Raw genomic sequence first — 13946 nt, 5'->3', positions numbered from 1 at the left:
TTTCTTTTGAAAGGTCAATATATCTTGTTTTCGAAAATGATCATTACAAAACAAAAAAGGACCCTGATAGAAATTGAGGTCCTTTTGCAGTAGTTTAAACAACGGATTTATGAATCTCTGTATTGGGATGGAGACATACCTACATGTTTTTTAAACACAGTTGAGAAATAAGAAACTCCTGGTATACCTACACGCGCAGCGATATCGCCAATCGATTCATTCGATTCCAATAGCATCCGTTTCGCATGAGTTATTCGAACATCCGTTACATAATCATTAAATGTCATCTTCACAAGGCTTTTGAACATCTTACCTAAATAACCGGATGAAAGATTTGTTTTATCTGCTGCATAATTAATCGTCAGTTCAACATCGGCAAAGTTTTCTTGGATTATTTTTTTGATTTCTTCCATGAGCTTTACATTTTTTATTATCGATATGTTAGTTTTGCTTTCTTCGAGAACGGTAACAATTTGAGTGCAAAAGTTCAAAAGGATTAGCTTAATTTCTTCTAAAGTTTCTACTTGCTGGATTTGAGTGAAAATATTATACATATTATTTGAATTTACTTCCCACATTTCTGTAATATTCTCAAATTCCCTAATAATCGAAAGTAGTAAGAAATTCGTGTACTGAATAATTTGCGTTGAAGGATAGCTAGAAATATAAGTATTCCAATCCATGATATCGTTTTGAATGGATTTTAAATCGCATAATTTAATAGAATCAATCAATTTTCTTTCTTTATAGGATGGATATCGCAAGGATGTAGTGCTGTCTTGTGCTACTCGACTGGAATCAACAATGCAGCTATGTCCAAAAATTAGGCGATAACCAATATATTCTTGAGCAGAGTGATAGGAATTAGATAATAGTTCAAGCGAATCGCACCAATTGCCGAGACCAGCCGAAACAGTGATTTTATAATACATCTGAATGGCATCTTGAATCTCAGCTATGAGGAGATAAAGCACATCATGCTGCCCTGCATGATCCGATTGGATGAGAATAATGATCTCTTCTTCTACCGTAGCGATTTCATTAATGTAATCCTTTCCTAATATTTCTTGCGCAATATTTCCAATAGCAAAAAGGATTAATTCACGATCCAAATGAAAAAAACTTTTTCTGAATGTTTGCAGGAAGTCTATTTTGAACAAAATGACTCTTAAATAGGGGCCTTTTAAACGTTCCTTCCACTCCTGCTCCATTTGTAAATCATTTATTTTAACCTGACCGTTTAAATGAGAGATGATCCAGCCATTTTTCAATAATTGCTTCGAATGATTTAGTTTAGACTGCATCATTTTAGCGGAATCGTACTCTTTTGTGAACACATTGGATAATAGGAGATACTCATCTTTTTTAAGTAAAGTGCCTTCATCGATTTCTTTTCCACGGGATTCTGTAACGCGATCCACTAAAGCTCGGACAGGGTTATAAATATTGGCAGTGACAAATAATGAGATGACAATTCCAAAGACAATTAGAAGCAATGTAACGGTAAATATCCATTTGCGTAAGGTGTACAGATTGGATAATAATTCGTTATACGGACGTGTAGTGACAAACACCCAATCGAGTGTAGATGATTTGACATAGGTGATTAAATTTTTCTGATGATCTAAGGTTTGCACAAAGCTACCTTGCTTTTTTGAGCTGGACAAAATCCTATGTATGTAATCTTGTGTAGAAAAATCTTTCATAAAGTATTCTGAATTGGTATGTGATAGCACTTGACCGGATGCGTCTATTACAAAGGTATTAGCATTCTTAATAGATGAATTAATATTTCCAATTGTGTTTTGGATATACGATTCATTCAAATCGAACACTATCGCTGATTGGGGTCTGTTCGTAATGGCTTGCCAATCTGAAACAATACGAAATGACAATAGGCGGAGTTGGACGTTAGTAATCGTTCGTATTTTTCTAGGGTAAAAGGTGATAAAGCTTCGATCTGCTTGTTCAATTACGAGCGGGTCTTCAGGTAAACCCAAGCGGTCAACATATTCTCCGTTTTGAAAATTATATAAACTAATATCCGCTAAGAACGGGTATATGCTCTGTACCTTGGAAATGATTATATTGGCGTTTGAGTTTATTAATTTATTTACTTTATCCGCATACATAAAAGAAATTATATCGTTATCGACGCTCAGCTGAGCTGTAAGATCTTGAATTTGTTTGTATGCTAGGCTTGATGTATAACTAACCTGCGATAACATTTCTTTGGAGGATATATCAATTTGCTTCACCGTTTCAATGGAGAATAAAGTATAAAGAATCGTGCTTACAATTGACATGGACAAAACAATAAGTAATAAATAAGACAAAAACAATCTTCGATAAATGCGATATTGACGAATACGCTTAAGAAATACCACTGGGTTAACTCCTTTGGTTTGCATACTTTGTATGTTAACTCCGATGGAAAGGGATGACAAGATTTGTTTGATATTATTAGGAGGGAGATTTTCTTCACCATCCCAAGACATTTTTTTTATAATCATTAATTATCTTCTTTTCGATATTAGATCTTAGGGAGGAAATCTCAACGATAAAATGATTGTATAGTTCATCAGTCAATTGATATTTGGCGGGATTATCTTTTAAAGAATTAATGTAGGATATCCGATTTACAGTAGGTGGATGAGTTACATCAAGCTTTGAATTCGACATTAAATTAAGTCTTCGTATCCGCTCTAACTCTTTACTAGGGATTTGGGCAACCTGGTTTTGAAATTCATCGAGTAAAGGATTTGAGTTGGGGTTGTTAATTGTTTTCTGGATACTGAAGTCAAAAAGAGAATCAAGATGCAGCTTGTCAAGCATGGCTAGTTTTGCATCCTTTCCGGAGATCATGACAGCATGATTATCAGCCATGTATTCAGCTCGCTGCGAATCTAACCAATCTAACTGACAGATACAATATAAATACATATAGATCAACTTTGATACAAGCAGCAAAAATAGATTAACGGGAATCATAAATAAAGCAATAATAGCAGTAAATTCAAGAGTTTCATATAGTCGGGCAGGCTTTATCATTTGGTACCATCTGGATAGTGTACTCATAGCGGAACCTATAAATATGCTCCTGTTCAGGTCTCCATTTATTCCATGCGCTAGTTCATGAGAAATTAATGATACTAATTCCTGCTTCTTAAGGATGGAAATCAGCGGTAACCCCAAATGCATAATTTTTTTTCTTTTAAAGCCTACTTGAGCGAAGGAAGCATTAAATTCCCCATTAATAATAATTCCATAGACTTTTTTTGTGTTAAATAGAGAGGATATCTCATCCACGATCTGGTAAGTAACAGGGAATTGTTCTCGTGATAGAGGTTTGGCAGTTAGCTTATAACCAATAGGGCGTGTTGCCCAAGCAATAAATACTAACAATAATCCAAACAGCATAGGCAAAATGAATGGATACATAGCTATTATTAAATATATTCCACTTAAGAGTAAGCCGAAGCTAAGAATGTGGACCAAGGCGCTGAAGCATAAAGTTATTATTTTCTGAAAAGTAACCTTGGGGAGGAGTTCTCCATTCTGAATCATTAAGCTGAGCATTTTCTCACTTGATCGTTTTCCAGCTTTTAGATATATTTTCTCGAACAAAGTTTTAGGCTCTTTATTTTCTTCTGGCTTTACGTTCCAATTACATTTATCGCACCATGCTACAAAGCCATGATCTTTAATAATGATTTCTTGGCACTGAGGGCAACTAAGTTGCTTCTTCTTTTCCATATCTATTCCCATTTCTAGTAGTCTCCTTTTGAAATAAATAGACATTTTCAATGTTTCAACATCGGGATGAAAAGCATCTGAACGAATAGACCAGCCCATGCACTCCGCCTCCTAAAGATAAACGATATTACCTTTAAGAATTGGACACTTATTCCCAATTCCCTTTTAGTTCCGTCTATATATTTAACGAGATGTCCGAGGGGAGGGGTTGCAAGAAATTTACAAATGAAATAAAATTTCGTAATTTATATTATTAAATGAAATTAAATTTTACACAACACGCGATCTAATCTCGAATTTAGTTAATGTTTCAGAGATAAAATAATAGTTGAGTTAAGGATGATTGTAGAAAGCAATCATTTATTCAAAATAAGAGGAGAGACATCATGAGAAGTTTTATAAGAAACAAAAAATTGCCGGCGATGTTGCTGGTAGTCGCGACGGTACTGAATTTATCAAGCTTTGGCGCTTTGGCGGCCAATGCAGCTCCGCCCGGCGACGTAAACGTACTGAAAAGCGAGAAAATTTCCTCCGGCGTCCACTTTACCTCGGAGGAATACAATAATTACTATAAACCGAACAATCGAGTAGTCGTTAACCGTCTGGATATTAATCCGGCTGATTCGAATACGAGGATCATTACTGCCAAGGCGTACGATACCATCAGTGCAGTGGAAACGATCGGCGGTCAGGCAAACCGGGAAATTTTGAAAGGCAATCAAGTCATTGCCGGAGTCGACGGAGATTTTTACGATATCGATCCGGCCTCCGGAAATCCGCTAGGGTTAATAATGAAGGACGGCGAGCTGATTGTAAGCCAGGCGCCAAACGAAAACGATCGCACCAGTTTTTACATGGATAATGCAAATAATCCCGGAATTAACCAACTTCATGCGGAAGGTAAAATCTCGGTTACCGGAGCCGTCTACGACGTGAACCTGCTTAACAGAAACCAGGCGGTCAATGACGCTTTAGTCATCCATACGAGCAAAATTACGAAAACGCGTAAAATGACGCATAACTACGTTGCGGACAAAGGCAAGTCAGTGTTCGCGTTGATCCGCGTCAATAACAATTTCGACGGTGTTCATCCAGGGCAAAGTTACACGGGAACCGTCGTTAACGTAACATCCACGGAAGGCTTCGATATTCCCGACGACTCCGTCGTTCTGGAAGGAGTAGGCACGTCGAAACAAATCGTCCAGGCGTTACAGACTAACGCCGAGGTTAGCTTTAAATACGATTTATACGCAGGCGAAGAAGCCACGAACAAAGATACCTTGAACAACGATATCGTGACTTCGATCACCTCTAACGCTTGGCTTGTACGTGACGGTGTAGCGGTGACGACTGGCGATCCGGGCGCTAACGCGCGTACGGCATTAGGCATGAAGGCAGACAAAAGCCTTGTCGTGGTAACCGTAGACAAGCCAAGCTCTAGTTATACGGGGAGCATTGGAACAGGTCTTCCCGATCTTGGGAAATATTTATTAGAAGCGGGAGCCGTCAATGCGCTTAATCTGGACGGCGGCGGTTCAACAGAGATGATCGTACGCCAAGCCGGCAGCGATCGTCCGGTAACTATAAGCCATCCTGGAGATGTCAATGGATCCAGACTCGTTTCCAGCTCCTTGTTATTCGTCAGCACGGCGACGAAAGGCACGACGGTCGGCAACGTGGTCGTCGATAAGAACGTGACGCTCTATACCGGCTCGAAATACGATTTCTCCTATCGGTTGGCGGATGAATTCGGCAATCCGATCTCCAAAGGCAACGGCCCCGCAGCTTGGGCGTCGACCATCGGAAGCGTCGATCCGAACGGCCATTTTATCGCGAATGCCGGAAACGGCGTGGGAGAAGTATCCGCGACGGTCGACAACGTGAAGGGAAGCGCGAAAGTGTCGGTCGTGGATGCCGTGGCTACCCTTGCTTTGACGAGCACCAACGTGGTTATGAACAATAACGCGAAAAAGCAGTTCGGATTTATCGCTACCGATGCAACCGGGGGGCAGGTTTACATCGACCCTTCAGTGGCAACGTGGAGCCTTTCCAGCAGTATCGTTACCGTGAACGAGAGTGGTTTGGTCACTTCCAACGATAGTAACGGAACGGCAACGCTTACGGTAACGGTTGCGGGTAAGACGTTAACAACACAAGTTACGGTCGGTATCAAAGAGCAGGTCATCGACAATTTCGAGACGTACCCGATCGAAGGCTACCATCTAAGCGGAATCGGTTTTAATAGTGTTTCTCAATATGCGGGAAGCGCAGGAACAAGTCCGTACTTGAGCATCTCGACGGCGGTTAAGCATTCGGGAAGCAAAAGCTTTAAATTCGATTATGACCTTAGCAAGTGGACGAACAAAAATTCGAACGGAACGCTAAACTGGATCCCGCACTGGTATAAAGGCGCGAAATGGCCCGATTCTCTCGCGGATCAAATGCTTGCCACGTATAAGACCGACGTTTATCCGAAAAAGTTCGGAATTTGGGTATACGGGGACGGCAAGGCTCCTTGGTTAAGGGCGATATTTAAAGATTCATCCGGTGGCGCGGATAAAACGCTCGATCTAACAACGGAAACGGACGACATTAATTGGGTTGGTTGGAAGTATTTAGAAGTTCCTTTCCCTGATAGCTGGAAGTTACCGATTACGCTTAACTATTTGTATATGGTTGAGACAACTAAATCGAAGCCTGCATATACTGGAACGGTCTATTTCGATGATATGAAATTTATTTATACGGACGAGGTTACGGATACTAGCGGTCCGGAGTTTACCGAGACAAGTCCTTCGTCGAATGGTTTGTTCACCAATACCCTTGATTTCTCGACTACGATTACCGATAGTCTCTCCGGGGTAGACGAGAATAAAATAACGGTTAAAGTTAATGACGTGGACTATAAGGATTACACGTACGATAAAGTCACGGGTCGTCTTAGCTTCAAGCTGGAAAATTTAATGAATGGGGATTACAAAGTATTCGTAGACGCTTACGATAAAGCGTCCACCCCCAATGAATCAGTTCCATATATCGACAAAACGTATCATGTAGATTTGACGCCGGACGAGGAAGCTCCGACGATGACAGACGTAACTCCTACGAAGGACGTCAAGGTCAAAATTCCGACGCCGAGGGTCACGTTTAAGCTATTGGACAGCAAATCGCAAGTGGATCCCGAGAGCATCTCCGTTAGGATGAATAATATCGAGCTGCCTGTGTATTACGACGCCAACACGGGTTGGGGATATGCCGAACCGACAAGCGACTTGGCGAATGGCGAGTATAGCTTAAGAATCAATGCTCGGGATAAAGACGGGAACGCCATGCCGACTTATAAGGATCAATTGTCTCTGGCCTCGATCCCGCAACCGCAAGATAGAGATAACTTCAAAATCTCGCTTATTCCAGATACGCAAGGCAACGCGTTTACCGATAAATTGTTCGCTAAGGTTGCAGCGGATGATACTTCGTTAGTCCTGCACATGGGCGATATCGTGGATGACGGTTCCCAACTGCAATACGATCAAGCGTCGGGCTTCGTCAACAAGTATTTCGGTGACCCAGGTTCTAAACCGTTCTTCGTATTGGCGGGTAATCATGAAGCGTTCCAGAACACCTTGGATATCTACTATAAGAAATTCGGTTCTCCGACGATGCATTTCGACTATGGGGATACGCTGATCATCATGTTGAACTCGGCATACATCCAAAGTCTTACCTTGTCGGATTCCACCCAGTTCCATTGGTTGGAAGAAGTTTTGAAGAAGAATACGAAGAAAAACATTATCGTTCTTGACCATGTGATTACGCGCGACGCATTCGGCACCAAGCATGAAATGGATCCGAAGGACGCCGCGCAATACGAGTCTATTCTAAGCGATTATAAGCTCGAGCATCCAGACACGGATATCTACAGCATTTTCGGACATTTGCATTCTCTTCAAAATTGGGAAGTCGGCGGAGTCAAATACATCATTACGGGTAACGGCGCCGACAAGACGTACCTCCCGCATAGCGATGGAGATTTGCTCGGCACAGGCAAGATGACGGTTTCGGGCGGCAAAATGAAGTACACATTCGACCCTCTTTTGACGAAGGTTTACATTCATAACGACGCAATTATCTCGGGCAAAATGAACGCTGTAATCGGATCTAAAGTCCAAATGGATTTGTTCGGGGACTTCAGAGAGTATCCTGCTAATTACTTGACTCAAATCAATAACCGCAAATTAGTTGGGATTGACTGGAAATCGAGCAACGAAGACGTCGCTTCCGTGGACGAGAATGGCGCAGTCACATCCAAGTCAAGCGGTTCCACGGTTATCACGGGAATTTCCGGAGGAAAAGCCAGCTCCGTCACGATAGAAACGGTGAAGCCTACGGACGTCAAGCCGGTTAAGTTGGATTTGTACGTTCCTAAATCCCCTCAAGTCGGCGACAAGTTCATCCCGACGATTAAAGCGACCAACGCTTACGGCGTGGTTTACGCCCTTGACGCGAAGGACGTTACCTTCAGCTTCAAGTATGGAAAGGCACACATGCAAGATGATGGAATTATCATCGCAGATGCCGATGGCGACGAAGAAATTACGGTTACGTTTAGCGGTTTGAAGGCTGAGAGTTCTATTACAATCAACAAAATTAAAGTAGATGAAGTGAGACTTGAGCAAAATGAAGGAACAATGACGGTTGGCGAGAATCGGCAGTTGAAGGCTACAGTTTATCCGGCCGAGGCTAGCGATACGTCAGTGGTTTGGTCCGTTTACAGCCCTAGTTCATCAACAGTAGCAACGGTTACCGCAGAGGGCATGGTAACGGCAGTTATTCCAGGAACTGTTACATTGAGAGCAATGAGCCAAATGGATAACACCAAATTTGCAGATTACAAACTTACTGTGAAGATGCAAGAGGCAGATCCAGATGTGAGCGAGGTAAAATTTAAGACAACATCACATGAATTGGCAATCGGTGAAACACTAAAGCTTAATGCCACAGTTCTTCCGGAAAATGTGAAAAATAAAGAAGTGACTTGGTCAGTACGCGAAGAAGGCTCGACTGGGACAGCCACAGTAGTGGATGGTCTAGTAACAGCGCTTAAACCTGGGACTGCATTCATCCGTGCTACTAGTAATAAGGATACGACCAAATTTGCGGAAATGGTGCTTGTAGTGAAAAAAACAGACCAGCCGCAACAGCCGGTAGTACCAGGGGATAATGGAGGCACAACCCCACCATCAACTCCAATACCTGCTTCACCAACACCGACACCAACACCGACACCAACCGGAGATACTACTCAGGTGGATAACGGTAAAATCACAATCGATTTCAAGGTAGACACTACTACTTCAACGGCTAAGTCTGAAATTAAGCAGGACGTTTTGGACGCTGCATTGAAGGAAGCTAAAAAGGATGCATCAGGTGTAGATACCATTCGGATTGAGGCTAACAAAGCTCAAGGAGCTCAAAACCTCGAAGTAAAGTTGCCTGCAAATGCACTAACGCAATCTATATTGGATTATAGAATCGATATCGCGACAGAGTACGGAGTCGTTACACTGCCATCCAACTTCCTTAAGGATGAAAGTGCCAAAGCGGCAGCATCCATCAGTTTAACTATTGGAAAGGCGGATATCTCGCTTTTAACAGTGGACAAGCAGAAGGAGATTGGCTCTAGGCCAATAATTAGTCTGGAGATTAAGCAGGACGGACAGCTTCGCTCATGGAGCAATCCAGATACATCGGTACAAGTGGCAATTCCTTATAAGCCGACTTCGGAAGAATTGAGAAATCCAAACGGTATTGTCATTTGGTATATCAATGAAGCAGGACAAGCAACTGCAGTTCCGAATGGAAAATATGATCCGAAAACAGGAGCTGTTCAATTCGCGATCAGTCACTTCAGCAAGTATGCAGTAGCATTTGTAAACAAGACGTTTACGGATATCGGACTGCACGCATGGGCAAAGCCATCCATCGAAGCATTAGCTGCAAGAGACATTATTAATGGTATTGGAGCGGGTCAATTTGGACCTTCTAAGAACATTACACGAGCTGATTTTGTCACGATGCTGGTCAGAACATTAGAGTTGAAGGCCACTGCGACAGGCAATTTCAATGATGTTAGCAACGGTCAATATTATTATGAAGCACTAGGTATTGCTAAAGAGCTGGGCATTATCGAGGGCACAGGAGACAATGCGTTTCAACCTAACCATACAATTTCCCGACAGGATATGTTCGTGATATCGGCAAGAGCATTGAACAAGCTAGGAAAAATGAAGCACGAGGGTAATGAATCAACGTTATCCCGCTTTTCAGATCGTGAACAAATCGCCGGATATGCAGCCAGCAGCATGGCTGACTTGATTGGTGCAGGGTTCATAGCAGGAAGCGGAAAAGAGATTAATCCCCAAGAAAAAGCAACGAGAGCTGAAGTGGCCGTGTTCATGGAACGAATGTTGCAAATATAGATAGAATAAGCTACAAATCTCGCCATGGTGCGCATACCTGCAAAAGGTTGCGCACCATGGCGAGATTCTTTATAATTTTAAGCAACTGGAGTAGTAATTGCTACATCCGGTCCTTAGCATTTTTAATAGGTCGCTCCAAATGATCCACAGAAAGCAGGTTTATAGGGAATGGCAGAAAATAAACAACAGAGATTCCGCTTCAGCGAAGCGCCAATATGGGATTTGCAACGGGCTTATTATGAAGAAGAAGGAATGAAGGCTTGGAATAATGACCAGGTTCCACAATATATAACGAGCAATCCGATGATTGCCACAGCTTATGCGGAAATGATTTTCGGATTTCTTCAGGATTTGTCCGTTAAGGGGAGTATATCTGAACCTGTTACGATTCTCGAGCTGGGAGCGGGAGCGGGGCGCCTCGCATTTCATGTCTTGCATAAACTATGTGAGCTGAGAGATTATGCGGGTATTGTGCTGCCGCCCTTTCGCTATGTTATGACAGACTTGGCGTTAAAGAATGTTACCGCTTGGGCAAGTCATCCTGCTCTTCAGTCTTTCATCCAACAGGGACTACTGGATTTTGCAAGGTTTGATGCCGTACATGACACGAAGCTAAATTTGGTTGTATCTGAAACAACCATCCAACCGGGAGATCTGAAGCAACCGCTGCTGATTGTCGCTAATTATTTTTTTGACAGTATTCCGCAAGAGCTGATCTATGTAGGTGACGGTAAGATATATGAATGCGATGTATTAGTTGAGTTTCCGGAGAATTTCAATCAGCTTAAGCCGTCAGAAGCATTAGAAAAAATGACGTTGAATTACGAGTATCGTCTCGCGCCTGAATACGAAGCAGAAACATACCCGTATTACGATGTAGTCGCGCTTTACCAGCAGGAGCTTGAAGATTCACATATTCTGTTTCCGACTGTTGGTTTGAGATGTCTGGAACGGCTTTCTCAACTATCACGGTCAGGTTTTCTACTGATCACTGCGGATAAAGGCGATCACCGGATGGAGAACTGGAAGTTTGCGGATCCGCCCCGGTTAATTCATCACGGCAGTTTCTCGTTAACGGCAAACTATCATCCGATTCAACATATGTTTGAGCAAAGAGGCGCACTGGCACTCTTCACCACCTCACATCATTATAGAGATATAAATGTTGGGTGTATCTTCATGCTGGAAACACCAATGAACTATGCCAATACGCGGCTAGCTTATCGGCGGTTTATTGAACGTTTTGGACCGGATGATTTTTTTAGTATGAAGGAATGGGTAGACCAGCGTATCGAGACGATGGGACTACAGCATATTTTGGTTTTTTGGCGTTTAGGTGGGTATGATGCGGAGCTTTTCATCCAATGTACTAAATTTATCTCGAGTCTGCTGCCAGAGGCAAGCGATGAAGAAATGCTGGATATCCAAAGCGGCATACATATCATGTGGTCATCGTATTATGCGATGGAGCAGCGCTATGATTTGGCGTTGGATGCCGGACTCCTGTTGTTCGAGATGGACATGTACGAGGATGCGAAGTGGTTCCTGGAAACGTCTATACATGCAGATGAAGACGAGTCGGTATCGACTGTTCTATACTGTCTGGCTGTGTGCAACTACGAGCTCGGGTTTGAAGAAGCTGCGCTGAAATACATACGCGAGGCGTTAGTTCTGGAGCCTGAGGATGAGGAAGCTTTGGCGCTGCTAAAAGCTTTGAGTGAAGGGGAGCAAGCTTTCTAAATGGTTTAATTAGGAAGGATGCCTTCTCAATTTGGGTTCGAATTCGAGTAGACCTGCACATTCTCGTTATCGTCAATGGTAGCTAATACTACATCGCGGATTTCCATATTAGAAGGGGCTATCTTTTTTTCAAGCCAAGTATAGTCTTTATCCATTTCTTTAAGCAGCGACATATCGATTTTTCCTTCAACGATGATCGGCTTTATAAGGGTAAACGGTTGGGTTGCTAGCTTCATATCTGCAGGAGTAAGCGGTTGGAATTGAGTGTCCATAAAAATGGAGATTGTTCCACCCGGTTCCCATATTGCAAGGGATACTTTTTGTATATCGTCCACTTTTTCTTTACGAAGCTCAGAAAATAAAAATTCAATTGAAATTCTTGCTTTAGATAGATTGGAAAATTGGATCTGTCCATTTGTAATTAGGTTGAGCGGTGGAGGATCGAGATATCTTTTAAATAACGACCATTTTAAGCTCAGCCACGTGGATGCAATATATAATAAAATTAGAACAAGGGTGGTTATTACAGATCCCTTTAATCCCAATTCCGCATCTGAAAGTGGATGGGCTATAATATTGCCGAGGGTCAGAGCAATAATGAAATCGAGAAAACGTAATTGAGATATCGAGCGTTGTCCCATTAGTTTGGCTGCAAGAAGTAAAAAGATAAAGCCAACAATACCTCTTAAGATCCATTCAAGGCTTGTCAATGAATGTTGACTTTTGAGAAAATCCAATTCATTCACATCCCATAAATCCGAATTAGTAACGCTATATTCTAATGAGATTAGTGTTTTGAACCCATATACGCTTTAGCTTACATAGTTTTCCTCTTCCCCTTTGCGATTATGCATGGGGCATTTTTTTGTTGATTTTGACTGGATTTAGTCTTTATTTTATAAAAGTAAGACTAAAAATCAAAAAGACAAAGCATTAATAAATGAATAAAATTAGACTATATCGAAACAGATGTGATTTATTCTGAACAGGAAGTGTATGAAAGATGAGTGAGTTTACAATTGTTTTTGATGTTGGAGGTTTATACATTAAAGCTGCTGTATTAAATCAATATGGCAAAGTGGTTCCAAACACATATGCGGTATATCCTTCTAAATCAAAAGAAAATAAGGATGAGCTGTTGAATCATTTTGTGGATTTATTCAAACAACAGGTCAGCCGGATTATGGAAAAGCAGGTTCAAATTAATGGCATCGGATTTGCGTTTCCCGGACCATTCGATTATGAAGAGGGCACATGTTATATCCAAGGCGGCGATAAATTCGAATCGATCTATGGTGTGAATCTTAGAACAGAGCTGATGCAAATGCTGAGCCAAGAGTCCTTTTTTGCTCAGAAGCAATCCGCGGATTTTCACATAGTTTTTGAGAATGATGCCAATTTGTTTGCTTTAGGTGAGCTCGTCTCCGGAAAAGTAAAATCAACAGGCAAATCTATATGTATTACGATTGGTGCAGGGCTAGGATCAACTTTTATCGAGAATGGTGAAATGGTGAAATATCGGGACGATGTTCCGAATCATGGCTGGATGTATGCAGCACCTTTTCGTGATTCCATTGTAGATGATTACATCTCCAGAAGGGGATTTAACCGCTTAAAGTCCGAATTAGGCATCGACTTGACGTTGGATATAAGAGATTTGATGGAAGCGGCCAGGCAAGGCGATCTTCTAACGGCCAGCTTATTTCATAGCTTTGGCTTGATGCTTGGAGAGATGCTGATCCCCTTTGTGCAGGCTTTTAAACCGGAAGCTTTATTCATCGCTGGCGAAATTGCCAAAAGCCACGATCTATTTATTGGCGGCTGCCGAGCTGCTCTCGAAGGTTATGAGCTCAGCATTGAAATATCGGATGAAGCCTCGATGAGTACATTTATCGGCGTTTCTAAATTATTGGAGCAAAGTAAACAAATATTAACTAGCATCGAATAGACTCAATATGGAAATGGGGAAGC

At 41.9% G+C, this 13946-nt stretch carries 6 protein-coding genes; 3 read left to right on the top strand and 3 right to left on the bottom strand.

Features of this window, described 5'->3' with window-relative positions; genetic code table 11:
* Positions 1-107: 107 nt before the first annotated feature.
* Positions 108-2387 carry a helix-turn-helix domain-containing protein gene (locus EHS13_RS35610; protein WP_227013719.1) on the bottom strand — a complete coding sequence of 760 codons (2280 nt, stop codon included), beginning with the start codon at positions 2385-2387 and terminating at the stop codon, positions 108-110.
* 94 nt (positions 2388-2481) lie between these two features.
* The gene (locus EHS13_RS35605; protein ID WP_162463418.1) at positions 2482-3768 is read right to left on the bottom strand and encodes a M48 family metallopeptidase; all 1287 of its coding nucleotides are present in this window, start codon (positions 3766-3768) and stop codon (positions 2482-2484) included.
* 374 nt (positions 3769-4142) lie between these two features.
* Here EHS13_RS35605 and EHS13_RS35600 point away from each other — a divergent pair, with 374 nt between their 5' ends.
* Positions 4143-10235: an S-layer homology domain-containing protein gene (locus tag EHS13_RS35600; protein ID WP_155705016.1), complete on the top strand. Its 6093-nt coding sequence runs from the start codon at positions 4143-4145 to the stop codon at positions 10233-10235.
* A gap of 168 nt (positions 10236-10403) precedes the next feature.
* Positions 10404-11975: an SAM-dependent methyltransferase gene (locus EHS13_RS35595; RefSeq protein ID WP_155705014.1), complete on the top strand. Its 1572-nt coding sequence runs from the start codon at positions 10404-10406 to the stop codon at positions 11973-11975.
* Between the two features lie 26 nt (positions 11976-12001).
* Here EHS13_RS35595 and EHS13_RS35590 read toward each other — a convergent pair whose 3' ends face one another.
* The gene (locus EHS13_RS35590; RefSeq protein ID WP_155705012.1) at positions 12002-12712 is read right to left on the bottom strand and encodes a DUF421 domain-containing protein; all 711 of its coding nucleotides are present in this window, start codon (positions 12710-12712) and stop codon (positions 12002-12004) included.
* Between the two features lie 266 nt (positions 12713-12978).
* Here EHS13_RS35590 and EHS13_RS35585 point away from each other — a divergent pair, with 266 nt between their 5' ends.
* On the top strand, positions 12979-13923 hold the full coding sequence (locus EHS13_RS35585) for an ROK family protein (RefSeq protein ID WP_155705010.1): 945 nt from the start codon (positions 12979-12981) through the stop codon (positions 13921-13923).
* Positions 13924-13946: the final 23 nt, after the last annotated feature.

Origin of the sequence: Paenibacillus psychroresistens (assembly GCF_009728935.1) — a bacterium.
In the GTDB taxonomy this organism is placed as follows: domain Bacteria; phylum Bacillota; class Bacilli; order Paenibacillales; family NBRC-103111; genus Paenibacillus_AC; species Paenibacillus_AC psychroresistens.
The sequence above is the reverse complement of the archived record's forward strand: the minus strand, read 5'-3'. Positions and strand labels throughout refer to the sequence as shown.

What these genes read in the sequence shown, in the direction of transcription:
- EHS13_RS35605 (WP_162463418.1), bottom strand. Translation starts at nt 3,768, where the DNA reads ATGGGAATAGATATGGAAAAGAAGAAGCAACTTAGTTGCCCTCAGTGC.
- EHS13_RS35595 (WP_155705014.1), top strand. Translation starts at nt 10,404, where the DNA reads ATGGCAGAAAATAAACAACAGAGATTCCGCTTCAGCGAAGCGCCAATA.
- EHS13_RS35585 (WP_155705010.1), top strand. Translation starts at nt 12,979, where the DNA reads ATGAGTGAGTTTACAATTGTTTTTGATGTTGGAGGTTTATACATTAAA.
- EHS13_RS35600 (WP_155705016.1), top strand. Translation starts at nt 4,143, where the DNA reads ATGAGAAGTTTTATAAGAAACAAAAAATTGCCGGCGATGTTGCTGGTA.